Genomic DNA, 20,759 nt, shown 5'->3' on the forward strand with positions numbered 1-20,759 from the left:
ATAAATTAATGCAGGTCATTAGTAATACTGGAATACCGCAGTATCGTTTCCAATGGTCTTAAATTAATCACTCCATCATAGTCCGAGCTTTTTATATAATAACGCTATTTGATTTATCATCTGTAGAATTTAATCAGGAATTAAAAAAATCGATTTAATAGCCTCTATTTTCATTATAGCCTTTCTGTCAATCTTTCAATCCTGATTTACATTTTATAATGAAATAAGAATGCCTGAACCCGGTTGTAATCACCGTTTCAAGCATTCTTATTTTAGGACGCATTATTATTTTTTTTATCTCTTCTTGCTTTATAAGGCTCTTCAGCAAATTGAAAGCCCAAGGAATGATGCTCTCCTTCATATAGGGAACATTGTACGAAACGAATCTCATTATCATGATTAAAGACTTCCAATTTAATATAAGCCCCGCTTCGCTGTAAAGCTTCATAAAAAGCCTGGCTTGTCTGTACATTTTTCCCGTGCACTCTATAGATAGATTCACCAGGTTCTATCTCCAGCCTGTCTGCCGGACTTCCCGGGAGAATCCCCACAACCCGCAAGCCTTTTGGATGCGGCTGATAATACGGCCGTCGTAAGCGGTCTCCTTCTCTATATCGATAGTTCAAATATTCTTTTCCTATGATTGCAAGGATAATTGCAGTCAGAGAAAGATATGGAATAAATATTCCTGCGACAGCAATAAGGAAAATGCCAATTGCCAAAAATGTATTCGCCTTTGCCAGCTTGTAAATAGCATCTTGGTGGAAATGGCCTTTTGCTTTATAGTTAAAGCCAATTAAAAAGGGAATGAGCACCAGACCTAAAGAAGATTCCCCTATTGATAAATACGGCCACCAAGGTGCAAAAGAAGTGATTAACCCTTCAGGCACAAGCATAAGCAGCGGTACTACCGTTAATCGTTTGATTTGCTGCTCTCCTACCCAGACACCCCGGTCACTCAGCTGAATTCTCGGAAATAAATCTTGTTTTTCAACACGTTTAATTAATAGAGACTCTACAAAAAGCAATAATCCGGCCAGGACTGCCAAAGCAGGAAGACTGCGTTCATAGAGCAGAGAGTAATCAAACCAATTTTGCATGTCGAGTACATAAGGTGCAAAAAATAAAATCAAAAATGTCAGTCCCAGCGTATAGCTTGGAGACAACAGCGTAAAACGGGTACTGATACTTAAAACGATAAAACTGAGTGCTAATACGAAAAGTGTTTCATAGGAGAACACCATGCCGACTCCAATAATTACAGCAGATATAAGTATGCCGCTAATTAATGAAACAAGCCAAGTCCGATGCCATTCAATAAATTTCGGATATATTTTTATTCCGAAATCATATCGCTCCCGTTTAATCCGGAAATAACTTGCCATGGTTAATATAAATAAAAACCAGTATAACGCCGGATTCAGAAAGAACTTCCCTATACCTTTTGCCAGTTCAATAAGCCATTCTTCCACCAATATTCTTCACCTTCTTCGCGAATACATTTTATACGTTAAAATTTGTTCATCCATCATAGCATGATGGATGAACAAATATTTCTCTATCAAGAAGTCAAGTTTCATTTATTGATAAAGCTCTTCCAAAGATCGTTCCAGCTGCTCATCATCTTCTCCGGAACGGATTTTTTCAATAATTTGTGTTTCAATTAAGCCCCCGGTTTCTTCATCTACTTCTCCGGTTACCTCCAAATCATTATCTTCCTGGAAATCTTCTACAGCACTTTCTGTTTCTTCATTAAAGTAACCATCTGTTCTTCCTGTGTCATATCCTAAACCGGATAACATTACCTGCATATTAGCTACTGCTTCACTTGTATGGTCAAAGGTGAGCGGCTCATCATCCGTTACTTGAATTGGAATGGAATAGTAATAATCATCCTGTTTCTGTTCGACGGTCGGTTCCACACCATCACCGTCAATCCATACACCGTTCGGAGATAACCATTTATAGGTTGTCATTTTAATAGAACTGTCATCGCCTAGCGGAATAGCCTGCTGCACTGTACCTTTTCCAAAGCTGGTTTCTCCAACAATATCATATCCAAGCTCTTTCATTGCTACAGCGACAATTTCTGAAGCAGATGCACTTCCTTCATCAATTAACACGCTGATTGGATAATCCTTCTCCTCTTCTAAATCTGATGCAAACTCTTCTGTGTTTCCATCAGAATCCTCTATTTGCAAATATGGCATGTCTTTAGGGACAAACTGCTTTAGAATATCTTCTGCAACATCTAATAAACCTCCCGGATTTCCGCGGACATCAATGACAAGACCGTCAATACCCTGATCCTCTAAATCAGCCAGCTGCTCTGTAAACTCTTCATTGGTGTGCTCTGAGAAGTTGGTAATCTGAATAACACCAGTATCCTTGCCATTTTCACTGTTTATTTCACTATATACTGTTTCAACAGGAATCGTATCCCGTTGAATGGTTACTTCAAATGGATCTGAAACGCCTGAACGCTGTATCTCTAAAACAACATCCGTACCTTTTTCCCCGCGAATTTTAGCAACAGCCTCGTTCACATTTAATCCTTCAACGCTTTCTCCATCCACACTTAGGACCTGATCATTTGGACGCAACCCGGCTTTTTCTGCTGGAGAATCCTTCATTGGTGAAATAATCGTAATATAACCATCTACCTCACTGACTTCTGCCCCGATTCCTTCAAAGGATGATTCAATCTGTTCGTTAAATTGCTGCATCATTTCACTGTCTAAGTAGGAGGTGTGCGGATCTTCCAGTGTAGAAAGCATACCTTCTATAGCACCCTCTACCAGCTCGTTATCATCAACATCCTCAATGTAGTTTGATTTAATCAAATCAAAGGTTTGCGAAATTTTGTTTAAATCTGCCGGCAAATCAGCATCTGTACCTTCTCCTTCATTGTCGGATGTTTCTGTATCAGTTATCTCTAAAGGAGAGCTGTCACCCTGATTTTGGGCTAGCTTCACTCCGCCGTAACCGCCTAAAAGCCCAATAAGCAAGGCTCCTATTAATATCAGTATAATCTTAGATTGATTAAGCTTCATTTCTTTCTACACCTCTTTAAATGCTTCAAAAGCTTCCATTCACCTTTGAAGTTGAATAATTAATATATAGCAGGTATTATGAAAAAACGGCTGACCTTCACAATTCCATTATACCTGTTATCTTAAAAGAAATAATCCCTGATAGATAAAACAAAACTTCCTTCTATGGAAGTAGACCGAGATTACTAAACAAAACCATTTTTCAACCCAAAACAGGAGCTTTACAAACAGTTTCTATGATAAAATGGTATTTTTTATTTTCTAATAAGAAAAGCATATCATGTTATGAAGCGAATGACTATGATTTTAAACAAACATCCTTAAGAAACACTTTATTTGAAATTCCTGTTCTTTTTGTCCGAATACCAAACCGCAATCCCAGACAGTAGTAGAAAGCCGCTGGTCCTTTATTTGATAACAAGAAATCCGAACTGATTCAAACCCCTATGAAAGGGGTTTGAATACTAGTTCGGATTTTCATTTGATAGATTTCTTTATTCTATTAACTACGCAATGAATTAATTTATATAACCTGATGGATCAACAGGATTCTTGTACCCTCCAGGGTGAATTTCAAAATGGAGATGGACACCGGTAGATCCTCCTGTATTCCCCATCACAGCAATCTGATCTCCCTGGCTTACTGTTTGTCCGTTAGATACAGTAAAGCTTGATAAATGAGCATACAAAGTAGTATAATCCTGACCATTTACATTATGAGTTACCATAACTGTATTCCCATAACCGCTCATTGTACCAGTGTAAGCAACAACACCATCTGCTGCAGCACGAATCACTTTATCTGCTTCTCCTCTTTGTCCAAAATCCATCCCATTATGAGGCCGGACATCTCCATGAATTGGATGTACCCGATTAGGATCAAATGGAGAGGTTTGTGGTCCAGAAGTAGGGCGGATAAAGCCGGAACTGTTACTTGGAACTGATTCACTTGCTGTCTCTGTTTCTGTTTTCACTTCTGCTTCAGCTGTATAACCGCTGGCTACCTGTACATCGTTTTCACTTTCTTCTTCATCAGAGGATTCACTGCCTTCAGACTCACTTGAATTACTCTCTGTTTGCTCTTCGCTATCTTCCTGTTGTTCCGCTTCTTTTTGGCGTTCTTCCTCAGCTTTACGCTCTTCTTCCGCCTTGCGCTGCTCCTCAGCTTCTGCTTCTGCCCGGGCACGTTCCGCTTCTTCTGCTTCCTTCTGCTCTATTTCTGCTTTTTTACTCTGTGCAGAATCTAAAGCCGCTTGTTTTGCTTCTGCTTGAGCGTCAATCAGCTGCTGTTCTTCTTCAGCTGTTAATTTTACTTCTTCAATATCATTATATTCAATTTCTAAGTCAGCTAATAAAGTTTCTTTATCAGAAATTTGTTCATCTAATTGCTCTTCTAATGCAAGCAGCTCCTCATGCTGCCCCTCAAGTGCCGCCTTATTTTCTTCGACAGCTACTTTATTTTCCTCAACAGTTACCTTGCTTGCTTCCACTTCTTCTTTATTTTCTTCCAGTTGAGCCTTATCATTTGCCTGTTCTTCTAAAATAGATCTGTCCTGATCCATTATCGTATTGACTGCTGTACTCCGGGACACAAATTCACTAAAATTTTGTGCTCCAAATATCACTTCTAAGTATTGGATTTCCCCGCCATTCTGCTGAATGGTACGGAGGCGGTCTTTGATGAGCTGGTCTCTGGTTTCAATTCGCTCTTCTAAGTCTTTTATTTCATCCCCTAATTCTTCTATACGGTTGGACAGCTCTTCAATTTCGTTGTTGAGGCTCTCTATTTCCTGGTTCGTTTCCTCAATTTCACTCTCTTTTGCAGTAATGTCGGATTGCGTCTGATTTAATTCTTCATCTATTGATGAAATTTCACTCTCAACCTCATTCTGCTCTTGTTGATTAGATTCCAGCTTTTCTTCAGAATCCTCTTTCTTTTTCTTTGCCTCTTCTTTTTCTGTTTCCAGATTAGACTTTTCTTTTTCTAATTCACTAATTTCATCTTCCACATCTTTTACAGACTCTGCTGAAACAGAATGTAATGGTGTTGTCACTGCGAGCAAAGTAACTAGGCTTACTGATGCTAATGCTCTCAAGCTTCTCATATGTTGTTCCCCTCTCCATTTTGTTTCTGGCTTTAGAAAATGACTGCTTCAATAGCTTTACCGCCATTTTGTCCCTCTGATAATACTTATTTAAAATAAAATGAAGTTTCATTCAGTGAAAATTTTTATACTACTTACACTGAATGAAACTACAAATATTCATCTAACTCTTGAGTGTAAACGTCCATTTGACCTGAACCAAAAAATTTACAGATGATTTACGGTAATAAACTTTCTTTATCTATCATCCTTATACTTTCAGGAACTTACGTACGCTCATCACACTTCCCCAAACACCTATTACTGCACCGATTAGAAGAACCATTCCTGATAATTGCCAAGCGAATGGATCAAACGGCAATAGTTCTACAAATCGGAAATTAACTACATTCGCAAAATTATTATATATATAGTAGTAGCCTCCAAGTATAACCGCTACCGGAGCCAGAGAACCGAGAATTCCCAATAAAGCCCCTTCAACAAAGAATGGCCAGCGGATAAATGAATTTGTTGCTCCTACTAACTTTTGAATCCCAATTTCTGTACTTCTGGCTATAATAGTTATCTTAATTGTATTAGATATTAAGAATATTGCCGTAAATACTAGAGCTATAATTAATGCCAATCCAATTGCTCTCGCATAATTATTAAATTGGAAAAGCTGTTCGACAACTTCCTTTCCATATAATACACTCTCTACATTATTCAGCTCTTCTATTTGATCAGCAATAACCTCGGTTTCTTCCGGAATACTGGCTTCTACAATATAAACATGGTTTAACGGATTATCCTGTTCAAACATAGACCATGCTTGTCCTTCATCTCCCATACTCTCAACTAATTTACTCAGCTCGTTATCATTAGAAGAGAACTGCACCTCTGCTACACCATCTATTTGTTCAATTTCTTCACCAAGTTCGACAATTTGATCTTCATCTGCTGTCATATCAATCAAAGTACTGATTTGAACATCCTGCTCGATATTTTTAGCCATCTGGTCAAGGTTCAGAACCAGGGCTAAAAAGACTGCAACCAGAATTAAGGTTGTTGTTACAGCTGCGATCGAAGCAAATGTCATCCAGCCATTCCGGAATATATTCTTGGTACCTTCACGTATATGTCTTAACAATGTTCTAAATTTCATAGCCGTAGTCACCCCGCTGTTGATCTCGTACAATAACCCCATCTTCAATTGCAATGACACGACGTTTAATTGTATTAACAATATGTTTACTGTGGGTTGCCATGATTATGGTTGTACCTTTTGAGTTAATATCTTCCAGAACCTTCATGATTTCCCACGAAGTATCTGGGTCCAGGTTTCCTGTCGGTTCATCCGCTATAACAACCTTAGGATTATTTACAATTGCCCGTGCGATTGCTACACGCTGCTGTTCCCCACCTGATAATTCGCTTGGAATCATTTTTTCCTTTTCTTCTAATCCTACCAGCTTCAAAACTTCCTGTACTCTGCGTTTTATGGTTCTTGGCGGTGTTTCTATTACTTCTAAAGCAAACGCCACATTTTCATAGACTGTCAGTTTTTGCAGAAGCTTAAAGTCCTGAAAGACTACGCCTATATCCCGGCGTAAATAGGGGATATGTCTTTCCTTTAACTTGCTTAAATCCCGATCACTCACAATTATTTTTCCTTTTGTCGGCTTTGCTTCCCGGTAAATCAATCGAATAAATGATGATTTACCGGCTCCGCTTGGGCCAACAATATAAACAAATTCACCACGATCGATATGTACACTAATATCGTTCAGTGCTGTTACACCATTACTATATGTTTTGGATACATTCTCCATTGTTATCATTTCATGACCACCCAATTTAATTTATTATTTCAGTCCATGACATAACCTGATCTGACTTATGTCTTCTTTCTTAAAGCACAAAAAAGGCATATTTCGCTGCATCTATTATAAAGTTCGATATATTTTTCATACTGCTATTAATCTCTGTCTTTTTCATATTAATTAAATTCATTTAAATAGAATTAAACGAACAAAAATAATTATAACATCTCTTGGTATTTTATGATGAAAAAATCGTATTACATTTTCATTTCAATTCGACAATCCTTGTAATAAACAGACAAAGAGAACTTGAGAAACCTGTCTAGGAAAGGGGCAGAGTTTATCTGTGCTAGAGTAAGCTTTTGTTATTACTAAGCCAGTTTAAACCGCAGCACTTTTATCAATTGAAATTAACCGAGGCATACAAGAAACTCTGCTAAAATTTTTACTGTGTCGAAATACTGTTTCTGTAAAATTTCAGGAAACTTTAACATGTAAAAAAGGCAAGATATAGATTTTTTATTATAGATAAAATGAAAATTTAAGTAGATATGACTATTACAATTACTTAAGAAATAGGAGGAAAAAACGAAGTATATGTCATCAAATAGATAGCAGTTTTAATAGGATGACAATAAGAGGAAGAGACATCAAAAACAAGTTTATCCGGCTAATAACCAAAACAGCTGATGTTTTATAACACCCAGCTGTTCAAAATAAGGATTCAGCTAAAAATATAAAAATGCTGACAGACACTTGCAGCAAGGCAAGTGTCTGTCAAATATTATTGTTCGGATAACCACGAAGTTAACTCTTCCAGGTCTTCTCCTTCTACATGCTGCTGCGGCTGCATACCGCCGATACCTTCTTGAACTATATCTGCAATTTGTTCCTGGGAATATTTCGAGCCGACATCAACCAGTGATGGACCGGCATTCCCTGAAAGATCAGCTCCATGACAAGAAGCACAATTATTGCGATATACTTGTTCCCCAGCCTCTAAATCTTCATCAGCATTACGAATATCATCCGCGTTACCGCAGGCTCCAAGAACAATAAGCACACTTAAAAACAGTGCAGTTATTCCTTTTTTCATTTTCTCATCCCTCCCTGCTGGTTGTTACTTTTAGTATATCTTCTTTATGTCTTACTCTGAAGGGATCATTTTGTACAAAAAAGGACAATTTAGCTTTATTACATTTGCGCACGGAGATAGCCGTCAATAAACATATCTATTTCGCCGTCCATAACAGCCTGAGTATTCCCAGTTTCTACATCTGTCCTGTGATCTTTAACCATAGAATACGGATGAAAAACATAGGAACGAATTTGACTTCCCCAGCCAATCTCCATCTGCTCTCCACGAATTTCAGCTAATTCCTGCTTCTGCTTCTCGATTTCCAATTGATAAAGCTTTGATTTTAACATCTTCAGAGCCTGTTCCCGGTTTTTTATCTGGGAACGTTCATTTTGACATGTAACAATGATATTTGTTGCAAGATGGGTAATTCGTACAGCCGAATCTGTTGTATTGACATGCTGCCCGCCAGCACCGCTTGCACGATACGTATCCACTTTTATATCCTCTGATTTTATTTCGATATCAACATCATCACTCATCTCTGGAGTAACATCACAGGATACAAAAGATGTATGTCGTCTGCCCGACGAATCAAACGGAGAAATCCGAACAAGCCGGTGAACTCCTTTTTCTGCTTTTAAATATCCATATGCATTATGTCCTTTAATTAATAGCGTAACGCTCTTCACGCCTGCTTCTTCTCCAGGAAGATAGTCAATCGTTTCTACGGAAAAAGAATGACTCTCAGCCCAGCGTTGATACATACGCAACAGCATACTTGCCCAGTCCTGCGATTCTGTACCGCCCGCTCCAGGATGCAGTTCTAAAATTGCATTATTTGCATCATAAGGCTCACTTAATAAGAGCTGTAACTCAAATTTATTTACCTGGTCTTTAAATTCCTGAAGCTCTGACTGTAAGTCTTCAAATAATTCCTGGTCATTTTCCTCTTTAACCAGTTCATAAGAAACTTCCAGATTTTCTAATGTTTCATGGATCTCTTCAAAAGAATCAACATAGCTTTTTAAGCCGTTAGATTCTTGAATAACAGTCTGCGCCTGGTTCTGATCATCCCAGAATGACGGGTCAGACATAAGCGCTTCTAACTCAGCAATTCGTGCTTTCTTCTGTTCGAGGTCAAAGAGACCCCCTGAACTCTTCAACTCGTGAAGTTATTTTTTCCAGCTCTTGTTTAATTTCATTTAATTCCATAAACTGACTCCTCCTAGTAAAACCTAAAATTATAACTGTTAATCAAAACAACTGGATAAAGGGCCGCAATCCAGATTCCTTTTCCTTTTAATCACGGATAACCGTCCGAACTTCTCCTCTTAAAACAGAAAATGAAGTTTCGCTTTATGAAAAGTAATTGTCTTGAAGTTTTCCTTCATCCAGTTGTTGATTCTTCTAACATCATTTACAGCTTTTCATTGTCTATGCCAGATTATTGCTTGCCATGACAATTTTTATATTTTTTCCCACTGCCGCAAGGACAAGGATCATTTCGGCCAACTGTATTATTTTTTACAATAGGCTTTCTTGATTTCTTCTTCTGGCCTTCTCCACCGCCGGAAACAGCTTGTGTATTTTTTACTACTTCCTGACGCTGCAGATTTTCTTGAATTTGTGCCTTCATGACATATCTGGAGACTTCTTCTTCAATACTTGCAATCATTTCTTCAAACATAGTGAAGCCTTCCATTTGATATTCACGCAACGGATCGTTCTGTCCATACGCACGTAAATGAATACCCTGGCGCAGCTGATCCATTTGATCAATATGATCCATCCATTTCGTATCAACTGTACGCAGTAAGATAACTTTTTCAAATTCAGCAAACTGCTCAGGTGTAAGTTCTTCCTCTTTTGCATCATAGCGGCCGTTAACTTTCTCCATAATAATGCCTGTTATTTCTGCTGCTTCTTTATCCTTCAGCTCAGCTGCTGTAATATCGCCTTGTTCTAGCAAGTTACCTTCCACATACTCGACAATTGCATCCAGATTCCAATTATCTTCATCATTATCCTGTGTATGTGTACCAACAATTCTCTCTACCGTAGATTGAATCATATTTATAATGATTTCACGAAGGTTAGTATCAGAATCAATTACTTCAAAGCGCTGCTTATAAATAATCTCACGCTGCTCGCGGAGCACATCATCATAGGACAGGACAGTTTTACGTGCATCGTAGTTATTTCCTTCAACCCGCTTTTGGGCGGATTCTACAGCTCGGGATACCATTCTGCTTTCAATTGGCTGATCATCATCCATACCAAGTCTTTCCATCATTGCTTTCAGATTATCTGACCCAAAGCGGCGCATCAACTCATCTTCCATAGATAGGAAGAATTGTGATATACCCGGATCTCCCTGACGACCAGAACGACCGCGCAGCTGGTTATCAATACGGCGTGATTCATGCCGTTCCGTACCAATTACCGCAAGACCTCCAAGCTCTTTGACACCGTCACCCAGTTTAATATCTGTCCCGCGCCCGGCCATATTGGTCGCAATGGTTACAGCACCTTTTTGACCGGCATTTTCAATAATTTCAGCCTCACGGAAGTGATTTTTTGCATTTAATACTTCATGCTTTACTCCCGCGCGTTTCAGCATTTGCGAGATTAATTCCGAAGTTTCAACTGCTACTGTACCAACCAGTACTGGCTGGCCTTTTTCGTGCCGTTCTTTTATATTATTTACAACAGCTTTAAATTTACCTTCCATGGTTTTATAAATTTGATCTGCCCGATCGTCTCTTTCAACCGGCTGATTCGTTGGTATAGCAATAACATCCATATTATAGATGCTTCTGAATTCTTCTTCCTCCGTTTTCGCTGTACCAGTCATTCCGGCCAACTTTTTATACATCCGGAAATAATTTTGAAAGGTAATAGAAGCTAATGTCATGCTTTCATTTTGAATCTGTAAATTTTCCTTTGCTTCAATAGCCTGATGCAGACCATCACTATAACGGCGACCCTTCATTTTACGACCGGTAAACTGGTCAATAATGATGACTTCGCCTTCCTCCACCATATAATCCGTATCTTTATGCATAGCTACATGTGCTTTTAAAGCCTGATTAATATGATGTGTCAAGGAAACATGTGATAAATCAAATAAGTTTTCAATAGAAAAGAATTTTTCTGCTTTATCAATACCCTGCTCTGTCAGCTGCACTGCCTTTGTTTTCACATCATACGTATAATCTGCTTCTATTTGCAGGGTACGCACAAATCGGTCTGCCTGCTGATAAAGAGATGCAGATTTTTTTGCTGACCCGGAAATAATCAATGGTGTACGGGCTTCATCAATTAAAATCGAGTCGACCTCATCAATAATCGCATAGTTTAATGAACGCTGCACCATTTGTTCTTTGTACAGCACCATATTATCTCTTAAATAATCAAAACCAAATTCATTATTTGTTCCGTAGGTTATATCAGCCTGATAAGCTGCACGCTTATCTTCCTTAGGGAGACCATTATGGTTTAAACCGACAGTTAATCCTAAAAAGCCAAACAATTCTCCATTCACCTTAGCATCACGATCAGCTAAATAATCGTTGACCGTAATAATATGCACGCCTTCACCAGAAAGTGCATTAAGATACGCTGGCATTGTTGAAGCCAACGTTTTCCCTTCCCCTGTTTTCATTTCAGCGATATTTCCGTTATGCAGAGCTACTGCACCAATTAATTGTGTACGGAATGGGCGCATTCCGAGCACTCGTTTTGAAGCTTCCCGGACAACAGCATATGCTTCTGCCAGAAGATTGTCCAAATCCTCTCCATCTGCAATCCGTTCTTTAAACTCATTTGTTTTCATTTGCAAATCATTATCTGAAAGCTTCTCCATTTCAGGCTCTAATGCTTCAATTTGATCCACCTGTTTTTCGATACGCTTCACTTGTTTTTGATTTCCGTCACCAAAAATCTTTGTTAAAATTCCTGCCATAATGAACGCTCCTCAGTTAATTGAAACTTTTTATTTCTTATAAACACTATTTAGTTTATCATCTGTAGTATAAATAAAATATATAACATACCATTGTGTAAAGTTAATGATATCAATAGCTAATTAATTTACCATTTCTTATAGGCAATGGTCAATATTAATATCATAACACTTCCTAAACCGTTATGACAACTTACATACCCCGTCTTATTCACCATAATTAAATTCTATCATGAAGGCAGGCTTCCAAATGATTTTCAGGCTTCAAGTATAAAAAAAGAACTGAAACGATTATTTCAGTTCTGAATGAGGCGATCTTGCGTGGAAGCCTTGCGTAGAGTAGTACGTAAATTACTACTTTTGTATTTTTTCTTTTTGTTCAGAGGATAGTTGTACTACATTTTTGTTGAGGTTAGCTACAATACGTAATAGCTGTTGAATAGTATGTTCCTGCTGCTTAACACGCTGTTCCAGTTCATTCAATAATCGCTGGTTGATATACTGCATTAAACTGCCTCCTTTTCTTTCTAATTTGTTTATATCATATCCTTTCTTTCCCTGCGAATCAGCAAAATGACGTTTTCAGACATACAAAATGACAATTTGCCCAGGGGTAATTGTCATTTTGACAGCAAATAATGACTATTTCTCGCAAAAATAGCTTTAAAAAGTTATTTTGATGTTTTTTTCGACAAATTTACGTGAATTGATATAGTTCTATATTATTTAACTGTTTTCTACAATTAGATTAGTAATTAAAAGCATGTAAAAACGACTTCTCACTTTTTAAAGCCAGTAAAAAGAGCAGTGCACCATTTATGAAAGGTGCACTGCTCTTTATCAATGTATATTTATATTTTTATTTAAACATGCGGTTCAATCAAACCGTATTTTCCATCACGGCGTTTATAAACAACGTTTGTTTCGCCGGATTGATCATTTGTAAATACGAAGAAAGCATGTCCAAGCATATCCATTTGTAAAATTGCTTCCTCAGAATCCATTGGTTTTAAATTAAAACGTTTTGTACGTACGATTTCAATATCATTTTCATTATTTTCTTCAGTAGCTAATCTGGCTTCTTTTTCCAATTCTGCAAAAGCATGCTTTGGTGAACCATTTTGTTTAAATTTACGATTAATTTTAGTTTTATATTTGCGAATTTGTCTCTCTAATTTATCTACCGCTAAGTCTACAGCAGCATATAAATCAATATGCTGTACCTCAGCACGCAGTAATAGATTTGTCATCGGAATGGTAACTTCAATTCGCTGTTCATCATTATAGACACTTAAATTTACATGCACATCGCTAATCGGAGCGGAATCAAAGTATCTTTCCAGTTTGCTGATCTTTTTCTCAACATACTCTCGAATAGCGCTTGTAACCTCAATATTTTCGCCTCTGATATTAAATTTCATGTAAGTGTCCTCCTTCTATACTTTTATAAATATATTATAGCACTATTTCACAAACTTCTCTTCTCTAAACCTCTATTTTTAGAAAACGCTTTCTATCAAATTACTTTAAGCCCTTTATATACAAGCCTCGAAAAGCTCAAAGATTTTTTGACAAAATTCGAATTAGAATAAATAATGACTTTTATTTTTAGAAAAAGTATTGATTTCTAATGTACAAAAAAAGAGATAACCAGTTTAATAAATACTAATTACCTCTTTTTTAGAATAGTTTAATTTTCTATTTTTTTTGATCTAAGAACATCCCGTCCATGTTTTGTACATTTTTATATGGGTTAGAATAGCTCGTTGTTGATTTCTTTTGCTGCTGCACCTGTTTCATTTCATTCTTTAATGCCAAAAATAAATATTTCATTTTTTGCTCGATACCTTTATTCATTTGCACAACTGTCCGGCCGAGTTTTTCTTCATCCTCTGTATAAGGAGGCTCAATTGCTTCCAGCAGCTGCCCTCTCTCTTCCATTTTCTCCTGAAATATACCAATTACCTCTTCTCGATTATGAGAATCAATATCTTGTAATAATAACTGCTGCATGCTTTCTGTTATTTGGTAGATAGGCAGTATCCGGTTCATCAGACGGAAGCACCTTGTTTAAATTTCTGCTGACGATCTTTGAGAATAACCTGCTTCCAGACATCACGAAATTCTTCTGCGTAGCCGAGTGCCTCTTTTAATTTTTCTATGTCATTCTTTATATTCGCTTCCGTTAAAAGGTTATGCATGTAGTCGTACAATGGCAATATTTGATGGGAAATATCCATTTTCATATCCAGAGTCACCATCAGTTCATTAACAATTTTCTGCGCCTTTTGGATATTCGTATTCTTAGCAGCAAAATCTTTATTATCCACATCTTTCATTGCCTGTTTTATAAATTTAATACAGCCGTTATAGAGCATCAATGTCAGTTCTCCGCCAGATGCTGTATTTACAGAGTTATTTTGATAGGTTTGATACGCTTTATTACTACTCATACCGGGTCATCCCCTCTTTATTATTGTCCTTGTGCCGGGAAGAAGTTTGACATCAGCATATTGGATTGCTGGTTCATCATAGAAATTGCACGCTCCATCTCTGAGAATTGCTTCCAATAACGCGATTCTACTTGTTCTAACCGACGTTCAAAGTTCTCAATACGGCTATTAATATCCTCCATGCGCTTCCCTAATGCATAGCCATCAAGGGATACACTTGTTGCTTTACCAGCACGTTGATTAATTTGGCTGATAGTGCCTTCAACAGCATCCTCCAGGCGATTGATTAATCCTCTGCCTTCCCCTTCTGCATTATTGGAGAAGAGCTTTTGTACGCTCTCAGGATCATCAGCAAGTGCCTCTCGCAGCCGTTCTTCATCAATAACCAGTTTTCCTCCGTCTAAATAATCAGCAGAAGTACTAATTCCAATTTCCGTTAAAGATGTAAATGCTCCATCATTTTTAACTGTACTGTACCAGCTTGACCGCATACTGGTCAGGCCGCTGGATAGAGCTACTTCCCCTTTGAGCATTCCACTTTTTGCTTTTTCTTCCCAAAGCTCAATTTCCCGCTCTGTCATGTCTGATTTCTGCTCGTCTGTTAATGGAGGGAAATCACGGTAAACCTGTTCACGCTGTGACCCTGTTATTTTATCGACAATTTCATTATAAGCTTCAACAAATTCTTTGATTTTATCGACGGTATGGTCGATATCATTGGTAACGTTTAAGGTTGCTTCACCTTCTGTTTTATTTAAAAATTGGAAGGTTACACCATTTAGTTGGTAATGGTTATCCTGAGTTGAGACTTCATAGGCACCATTATATTTGAATTCGGCGTTTTGAGCGTCGCTTTCTGCACTTTGCGTCAAGCCTAATTGCGTGAAAAAGCTTCCTTCTTCAAATTCAATTTCTTGTCCATCTTTATTGTACTGTCCTGTTCGTGTTGCTTCTAAAATAACTGTATTTGCATTTTCATCATAAGTAAGACGAACAGGACTATCTACATCATCATTAATTCTTTTGATAACATTAGAAAGTTTGTCTCCTGATTGAATTTCATAACTATGATCTATTTTTTCTCCATCTTTATTATATGTTGAAAATTCAATCGGCCCCATTGATGGATCAAGTGTATCTTCAGAATTAATATTCATTTTACTTGGGTCACCAACATTAATCGCGGAAGTAGCTAGTTGCTTGACCTCAATCCGATATGTCCCGCTATTTGCACCAGCATTCCCTGTTGCGCGTACAGCATTTTCCTGTGTCGAGGAAATAATTTTTGTATTAAATGTATTGCTTAATTTCATATTAAAAATCAAATTCCGGTCGAAATCGGCCAGCATTTTATTAACATCCCGGAAAGCATCGCGCTTCCATTCCAATTTTGTCCGGTCCTGATGTAATTTATCGAGCGGTATCCTCTCTGCATTCATCAAATCTTTAATCATCGTTTCTGTATCGATTCCACTTGCTAATCCGCCAATTCGCATTTTTGCTCACCTCTATACCTTTTTATTAATTAACAGGCCCATAAAATCAGCCATTTCAGCATACATATCCAACATCTTTTTTGGAGGAATTTCACGTATGACTTCATCTTTATCTGCATCAACGACAGTAACATAATACTTTTCCAGTTTTTCATGCATGACAAACTTTACATTTCTTCTAACAGGCTCTAAAAATGAATTCATTTTATCAATTGCCTGCTCTACTTGCTCTTTACTCACTACTTTGTTCTCTTCTTTCAAAGCTGTTTCTTTGTCTTTTGAGTCAGATTGTAAAGCAGCGGGTGATGTAACAGCTTTAATGGAATGAGGGATAAATGAAGTATCCTGAACTCCAGCTTTATTTACAACCATTTTATGTTACACTCCTTACTGTTTATCTTTTATATCGGCTTCTTTTATAAATTGTAAAGGGTTAAGGGCAATATTTTAAAGTGTTCTTGTCAACTTTATCTGTGCCGTATAAGGAAGAACACATGCTGCTCAACCAATAAAAAGAAAAATATAATTTACAGTTTTTCACCCTTTAAGAAATCAAAGAGATTTTGATCTATTTGTGCTGCCTGGTTATTTTGGTTTTTGATGTCTACGTAGATTTCCTGACGATATATATCTACTGATTTGGGAGCACGAATACCCAGCTTCACCTGATCGCCCTCAATAGCAATTACTTCTATCTCAATATCGTCTCCAATTTGAATGGCTTCATTTCTTTTTCTGGAAAGTACAAGCATTAGTTCTCCTCCTTTTCATGAAGAGGCTGACTGATTGGCGCCCTGGAAGAATAATCTTCCTTTTGAAGAACAACCTGTTTCGCAATATTTTCCTTCATATGAATTACAATTGGTGCTTTCAAATTAATTGTACTTTTCTCAAAAGGTTTATTTACTGTAACAATTGTATAGATAGCAATGTCGTTGCGATCTTTTATATTTAAGAATTCCAAGATTGAAGCTTCCAGTTCAAAAGAATAGTCCTGATATAAATAATAAGGATCCGTAATGATAAAAGCTAAATTGGCATCATCTGCCGATTGTAAAATATGAAATATGGGATTATCCGGCAGTTCCAGCAGTACAAACTGCTTAGACTCCGAAAACCCTGGTATTCCTGATGGAAATTTAATTATTTTTGACTCGTCAACTTCAATTTCACCTAGATAAGTAGATGTCATCTTCATGGTGCACACTCCTTATATTTTCGTATTGACCACTTCTATTGTCAGCTCCTGTCGCTGGGCGAGTGAGGTTTCTATTCTTCCAGCTGTATACTGTATGATTGGTTTATTTATTTTCCCCTCAATAATTGGCTTATTTGTTCGAACTTGGATATCTAATTCAGCCGGTTGATAAGAAGTTTTCACCGCAAAGGTAGACGGGATAAATGTAAGTCCCAACCTTTTTTGCTGAGTAAATCCATTTTCCAGCGCTTGTGTTTTGATTGGATCTGAATTGTTTTCAATTCTCATTAATGCATCGCCTTGACGTGCTCGTCTGGCAGTTCCCTGCAGTACCGCCTGTTGACCAGCCTTCGCATTTTTTGCAATACTCTTTTTGGGACTTAATAAATTCATGTCCTCCCACGCCTGGCTTTGATCGATATTTAACCTTCCCGGCTTTGTACGCATGGAGATTTCTGCTGCTGGTTGTCTGATGGTCAAATCACCCGAAGGCTGAGATATATGTACTTGTGCCGGTTCTGTATGTATTTGAATTTTAGCCTGCTGTGAATGCATTCTAATTTGTGGAATCTCCATCTCTATTCCCTCTCCATCTCATTTTCTAAAAACACCCTGCTCCAGACTGAATAATGGGCAGGGTGTTTTATAATCAGTAAGAAAATATAACTTTCACGTGTACGAATACTTAAGCCAAAGATATTCGGTTATACTTTTGCAATTAACGTAAAAAGTCAACTAAAGAAGGCTGGATGATTCGGGAACCTGCTGAAAGTGCTGCTCGATGTAAACTCTCTTGTGTAATCAGATTCGTAATTGCCTCTGCAAAGTCGACATCTTCATTATCAGATAAAGTCTTTGTCGTTACGATTTTTTGATCAGCTAAGCGGTTTTCCACCAGTTCCACTCTATTCATACGCGCACCAATTTCTGCACGTGAATCCAGAATACCTCCAATGGAAGCATCTAATTCTCCAATACTCTCCTCGATACCTTCTCCATCTTCCAGACTTTTAATAAAGCTGTCCACGGTTGCAAATAAAGCTCCATCTTCACCAAATACAGTGGATCCATCTGTATTTGCTTTTACTGTAATACCGCTTGATACTTCAATAACAACATCATCATCTGCAAAATTAGTTATCACATTGCCTTCTACATCTACTGTTACTGGCGGTGTATCTGAATTAGTACCGTTAAAAATATATCTTCCATTTACATTCGTATTAGCAATATCCACCAGATGCTCTTTTAACTGCTTTGCTTCTTCAACAATGCTCTGGTATTCGTCACTGCTGTTTGTCCCATTACTTGCCTTTACAGCAAGCTCCTTCAACCGCTGCATCGCTTGGTTTGTCTGGTCCATCGCAGCATCCGTGTTATCCAGCCAGCTGTTCACCTCTGAAGTATTTCGTTCAAATTGATTAATTCTTGCTAATTCTGAACGGTAAGATACACCCTTCATCGCGATCATCGGATCATCGGAAGGCTTTGATATTTTTTTTCCGGTGTATAACTGCTCCATATATTTATTCATTTGTGTATTACTATGTGTTAAGTTGCGTAGCATATTATTGGAAAGCATACTTTGAGTTACTCGCATTTTTTGAACCTACCTTCCTACTAATCCCATTCGATTAATAATTGTATCTATTAATTCATCCATTGCTGTCATTCCACGGGCAGCTGCATTATATGCATGCTGGAATTTAATCATGTTTGTCATTTCTTCATCTAAGGAAACAGCGCTGATAGATTGACGCTGGTTACTTACCTGATGCTGCAATGTGGCTGTGCTGTCTAGCATTGTGATGGCATGGCTTGTCTTTACACCAACATCACCAACAATTGATTCCAGATAGCCGTTTACAGAGACACCGCCCAGATCGTCATTTGGACTTGTAAAAACATTAGCAAGATCTAATGCCACGTCCCCTTTTCCTTTATTCCCATCTGAAGAAATTATAATATCTTGATGATCTTTAATAGCGACCGCTATTTTCCCGGCAGCTCCTGCTGGCTCATCGCCTAGATCTTCAAAGAACGGCACTTCTGTGTCACCATCCTTATGAAGTTCATTAAAACTATTAGCAATGGCAAATGCTAAGTTATCCAGTTTTTCAAGCATTTCTGGATAATCTCCTTTAACTTCTCCATCTTCTACATATCCAGAAGCATGTACATAGCTTTGAATGGTTCCTTTAGAAGATGTAATATCCACATTGCCTACATTAATGCTTTCGATTACTTCCATTCCATCGATTTCTGTATAAACCGGCTTCTCAATTTTATTTGTCGTTCCTTCTACACCATCTACCAATTTCACCGAATTACCGTCTCCAAGAACTACTTTTACTGTCGCTACGCCATCCCCTTGCTTACCATTCGGTATATGGCTGCCATCATATTCCACTTCAATATTCACAATTTCCGATAACTCGTCCAGAATATTGTCACGCTTATCATATAAATCATTCGCATTATAACCGTGGATTTCCAGCTTTTTAATCTGGCTATTGAGGGAATCAAGTTGGTCAATCATAGCATTTGCTTTATCTATCGTATTCTCTGTCTCTTTTTGTAAATCTGTGCGAATCGTATTTATAGATTTTGACAGATGGTTAAAAGTATCCGCCAATGATTCACCTCTTTTCAACACAACTGCCCGTGCTCCATTATTTGTTGGGTTGGCAGCAGCTTCCTGCAAAGAGCTCCAAAAATCACTCATTGCTGCTTCAATCCCTGAATCACTTGGCTCATTTAATAGGTTTTCCATTCTTGAGAGTGCTGCTGTGCGTTCAGACCAATACCCTACGGATGCATTTTCTGCCCGGAATTGCGTATCTAAAAATTGGTTACGGATACGCTGTACAGAACCGACTTCTACTCCAGTCCCCATTTGCCCCGGAAGATGCGGGCTGTTCATGCCCGGGGTCGGATAACCATTCATTGCCTGCATATTGACGCGCTGTCTGGAATATCCGGGTGTATTGGCATTGGAAATATTATGCCCTGTTGTATATAAAGCACTTTGCTGTGTACTCAGTGCCTGACGTGACATTTCTAATCCTCGAAACGTGCTCATCAAATCTTCTCTCCTTTTTTCATGCTTTCGAATCAAATAGAGAACGGCCGGACATCTTTTCTGAAGATGCTGTTCCATAATTCATCGAGCCGATAGTCGGGTTGACTAATTCCATCGAAAGCTGTACAAACTTCATTGATTCTTCCAGTAATGCTTTATTTAAATGTTCCTGTCTTTTTAACTCTGTAATAGTATCCGTTAATGCAACTGCTGCTGCTTCCGCCATTTTCTGCTCTTCGCCGGTCAACCTGTTCAGAATCTCTGTAATAGTCAGTGATTCCGCCGGATGATGCTGTTCTTCATTCCAGGCTTCTACAGCTTCCTGCCTTTTCTGTTCCTGCTTCTCCAGCTGACGAATAAGTTTTTGCTCTTCTAAAAGCAATGCCTGAAATTCATCAAGCTTATTATTCGTCAATGTTTCCGTTTTTCGTTTAGATAATTCCAGCAAATCCTTGTGCGTTGCTGTTAAATCATTCATTGCATGAATCAGCTGAATGCTCACAAATTTTCCTCCTTTGACCATTA

Annotated in this window: 20 protein-coding genes; all 20 read right to left on the reverse strand. The window is 38.0% G+C overall.

The window, feature by feature from the left end:
* Window positions 1-272: 272 nt before the first annotated feature.
* The 20 genes from MKY30_RS00350 to MKY30_RS00445 all read right to left on the reverse strand — a co-directional run bounded on the left by MKY30_RS00350 (window position 273) and on the right by MKY30_RS00445 (window position 20,736).
* A complete protein-coding gene (locus MKY30_RS00350) occupies window positions 273-1,472 on the reverse strand; it encodes a PDZ domain-containing protein (RefSeq protein WP_339282691.1) in 1,200 nt (399 codons plus the stop codon).
* 108 nt (window positions 1,473-1,580) lie between these two features.
* Window positions 1,581-3,053, reverse strand: coding sequence for a S41 family peptidase (locus tag MKY30_RS00355; protein ID WP_147210179.1), 1,473 nt, complete (start codon window positions 3,051-3,053; stop codon window positions 1,581-1,583).
* A gap of 518 nt (window positions 3,054-3,571) precedes the next feature.
* Window positions 3,572-5,158, reverse strand: a complete 1,587-nt coding sequence (locus tag MKY30_RS00360) for a murein hydrolase activator EnvC family protein (protein WP_147210178.1) — start codon at window positions 5,156-5,158, stop codon at window positions 3,572-3,574.
* A gap of 250 nt (window positions 5,159-5,408) precedes the next feature.
* On the reverse strand, window positions 5,409-6,302 hold the full coding sequence (gene ftsX, locus MKY30_RS00365; RefSeq protein ID WP_147210177.1) for a permease-like cell division protein FtsX: 894 nt from the start codon (window positions 6,300-6,302) through the stop codon (window positions 5,409-5,411).
* On the reverse strand, window positions 6,292-6,978 hold the full coding sequence (gene ftsE, locus MKY30_RS00370; RefSeq protein ID WP_147210176.1) for a cell division ATP-binding protein FtsE: 687 nt from the start codon (window positions 6,976-6,978) through the stop codon (window positions 6,292-6,294). Before ftsE ends, ftsX begins: the two co-directional genes overlap by 11 nt.
* Window positions 6,979-7,744: 766 nt before the next feature.
* Window positions 7,745-8,056, reverse strand: a complete 312-nt coding sequence (locus MKY30_RS00375; protein WP_147210175.1) for a c-type cytochrome — start codon at window positions 8,054-8,056, stop codon at window positions 7,745-7,747.
* 98 nt (window positions 8,057-8,154) lie between these two features.
* Window positions 8,155-9,253, reverse strand: a protein-coding gene (gene prfB / locus MKY30_RS00380; protein ID WP_147210174.1) for a peptide chain release factor 2 whose coding sequence is annotated in 2 segments (ribosomal slippage) — window positions 8,155-9,189 and window positions 9,191-9,253 — 1,098 coding nt in all. Because the reading frame shifts where the segments join, the coding sequence is not laid out codon by codon here.
* Window positions 9,254-9,485: 232 nt separating this feature from the next.
* Window positions 9,486-12,005 (reverse strand): preprotein translocase subunit SecA, encoded by a 2,520-nt coding sequence (secA, locus tag MKY30_RS00385; protein ID WP_339282701.1) that lies wholly within the window; start codon window positions 12,003-12,005, stop codon window positions 9,486-9,488.
* 354 nt (window positions 12,006-12,359) lie between these two features.
* The gene (locus MKY30_RS00390) at window positions 12,360-12,512 is read right to left on the reverse strand and encodes a hypothetical protein (RefSeq protein ID WP_156984888.1); all 153 of its coding nucleotides are present in this window, start codon (window positions 12,510-12,512) and stop codon (window positions 12,360-12,362) included.
* 356 nt (window positions 12,513-12,868) lie between these two features.
* Window positions 12,869-13,426: a ribosome hibernation-promoting factor, HPF/YfiA family gene (hpf, locus tag MKY30_RS00395; RefSeq protein ID WP_147210172.1), complete on the reverse strand. Its 558-nt coding sequence runs from the start codon at window positions 13,424-13,426 to the stop codon at window positions 12,869-12,871.
* 277 nt (window positions 13,427-13,703) lie between these two features.
* A complete protein-coding gene (locus tag MKY30_RS00400; RefSeq protein ID WP_156984889.1) occupies window positions 13,704-14,057 on the reverse strand; it encodes a flagellar protein FliT in 354 nt (117 codons plus the stop codon).
* Window positions 14,057-14,458: a flagellar export chaperone FliS gene (gene fliS / locus MKY30_RS00405; protein ID WP_156984890.1), complete on the reverse strand. Its 402-nt coding sequence runs from the start codon at window positions 14,456-14,458 to the stop codon at window positions 14,057-14,059. The genes MKY30_RS00400 and fliS overlap by 1 nt, the downstream gene beginning before the upstream one ends.
* A 20-nt stretch (window positions 14,459-14,478) precedes the next feature.
* On the reverse strand, window positions 14,479-15,954 hold the full coding sequence (gene fliD / locus MKY30_RS00410) for a flagellar filament capping protein FliD (protein ID WP_341082498.1): 1,476 nt from the start codon (window positions 15,952-15,954) through the stop codon (window positions 14,479-14,481).
* 12 nt (window positions 15,955-15,966) lie between these two features.
* Window positions 15,967-16,326 carry a flagellar protein FlaG gene (gene flaG, locus MKY30_RS00415; RefSeq protein ID WP_147210168.1) on the reverse strand — a complete coding sequence of 120 codons (360 nt, stop codon included), beginning with the start codon at window positions 16,324-16,326 and terminating at the stop codon, window positions 15,967-15,969.
* Window positions 16,327-16,481: 155 nt separating this feature from the next.
* Window positions 16,482-16,706, reverse strand: a complete 225-nt coding sequence (gene csrA / locus MKY30_RS00420) for a carbon storage regulator CsrA (protein WP_147210167.1) — start codon at window positions 16,704-16,706, stop codon at window positions 16,482-16,484.
* Window positions 16,706-17,152, reverse strand: a complete 447-nt coding sequence (gene fliW / locus MKY30_RS00425) for a flagellar assembly protein FliW (RefSeq protein WP_156984893.1) — start codon at window positions 17,150-17,152, stop codon at window positions 16,706-16,708. Before fliW ends, csrA begins: the two co-directional genes overlap by 1 nt.
* Window positions 17,153-17,164: 12 nt before the next feature.
* Window positions 17,165-17,728, reverse strand: a complete 564-nt coding sequence (locus MKY30_RS00430; RefSeq protein WP_156984894.1) for a DUF6470 family protein — start codon at window positions 17,726-17,728, stop codon at window positions 17,165-17,167.
* A gap of 142 nt (window positions 17,729-17,870) precedes the next feature.
* Window positions 17,871-18,752 (reverse strand): flagellar hook-associated protein FlgL, encoded by an 882-nt coding sequence (gene flgL, locus MKY30_RS00435; RefSeq protein WP_341082499.1) that lies wholly within the window; start codon window positions 18,750-18,752, stop codon window positions 17,871-17,873.
* Window positions 18,753-18,761: 9 nt separating this feature from the next.
* Complete coding sequence (gene flgK, locus MKY30_RS00440) at window positions 18,762-20,234, reverse strand: flagellar hook-associated protein FlgK (RefSeq protein ID WP_341082500.1); 1,473 nt, start codon at window positions 20,232-20,234, stop codon at window positions 18,762-18,764.
* Window positions 20,235-20,253: 19 nt separating this feature from the next.
* Window positions 20,254-20,736: a flagellar protein FlgN gene (locus tag MKY30_RS00445; protein ID WP_186813609.1), complete on the reverse strand. Its 483-nt coding sequence runs from the start codon at window positions 20,734-20,736 to the stop codon at window positions 20,254-20,256.
* Window positions 20,737-20,759: the final 23 nt, after the last annotated feature.

The organism is Oceanobacillus sp. FSL W8-0428, from assembly GCF_038004405.1.
Taxonomy (GTDB): domain Bacteria; phylum Bacillota; class Bacilli; order Bacillales; family Amphibacillaceae; genus Oceanobacillus; species Oceanobacillus sojae.

Bases quoted from the DNA above. Each gene is read 5' to 3' on its own strand.
- MKY30_RS00355 (WP_147210179.1), bottom strand. From the start codon at position 3,053: ATGAAGCTTAATCAATCTAAGATTATACTGATATTAATAGGAGCCTTG.
- MKY30_RS00360 (WP_147210178.1), bottom strand. From the start codon at position 5,158: ATGAGAAGCTTGAGAGCATTAGCATCAGTAAGCCTAGTTACTTTGCTC.
- ftsX (WP_147210177.1), bottom strand. From the start codon at position 6,302: ATGAAATTTAGAACATTGTTAAGACATATACGTGAAGGTACCAAGAAT.
- ftsE (WP_147210176.1), bottom strand. From the start codon at position 6,978: ATGATAACAATGGAGAATGTATCCAAAACATATAGTAATGGTGTAACA.
- MKY30_RS00375 (WP_147210175.1), bottom strand. From the start codon at position 8,056: ATGAAAAAAGGAATAACTGCACTGTTTTTAAGTGTGCTTATTGTTCTT.
- secA (WP_339282701.1), bottom strand. From the start codon at position 12,005: ATGGCAGGAATTTTAACAAAGATTTTTGGTGACGGAAATCAAAAACAA.
- MKY30_RS00390 (WP_156984888.1), bottom strand. From the start codon at position 12,512: ATGCAGTATATCAACCAGCGATTATTGAATGAACTGGAACAGCGTGTT.
- hpf (WP_147210172.1), bottom strand. From the start codon at position 13,426: ATGAAATTTAATATCAGAGGCGAAAATATTGAGGTTACAAGCGCTATT.
- MKY30_RS00400 (WP_156984889.1), bottom strand. From the start codon at position 14,057: ATGAACCGGATACTGCCTATCTACCAAATAACAGAAAGCATGCAGCAG.
- fliS (WP_156984890.1), bottom strand. From the start codon at position 14,458: ATGAGTAGTAATAAAGCGTATCAAACCTATCAAAATAACTCTGTAAAT.
- fliD (WP_341082498.1), bottom strand. From the start codon at position 15,954: ATGCGAATTGGCGGATTAGCAAGTGGAATCGATACAGAAACGATGATT.
- flaG (WP_147210168.1), bottom strand. From the start codon at position 16,326: ATGGTTGTAAATAAAGCTGGAGTTCAGGATACTTCATTTATCCCTCAT.
- csrA (WP_147210167.1), bottom strand. From the start codon at position 16,706: ATGCTTGTACTTTCCAGAAAAAGAAATGAAGCCATTCAAATTGGAGAC.
- fliW (WP_156984893.1), bottom strand. From the start codon at position 17,152: ATGAAGATGACATCTACTTATCTAGGTGAAATTGAAGTTGACGAGTCA.
- MKY30_RS00430 (WP_156984894.1), bottom strand. From the start codon at position 17,728: ATGGAGATTCCACAAATTAGAATGCATTCACAGCAGGCTAAAATTCAA.
- flgL (WP_341082499.1), bottom strand. From the start codon at position 18,752: ATGCGAGTAACTCAAAGTATGCTTTCCAATAATATGCTACGCAACTTA.
- flgK (WP_341082500.1), bottom strand. From the start codon at position 20,234: ATGAGCACGTTTCGAGGATTAGAAATGTCACGTCAGGCACTGAGTACA.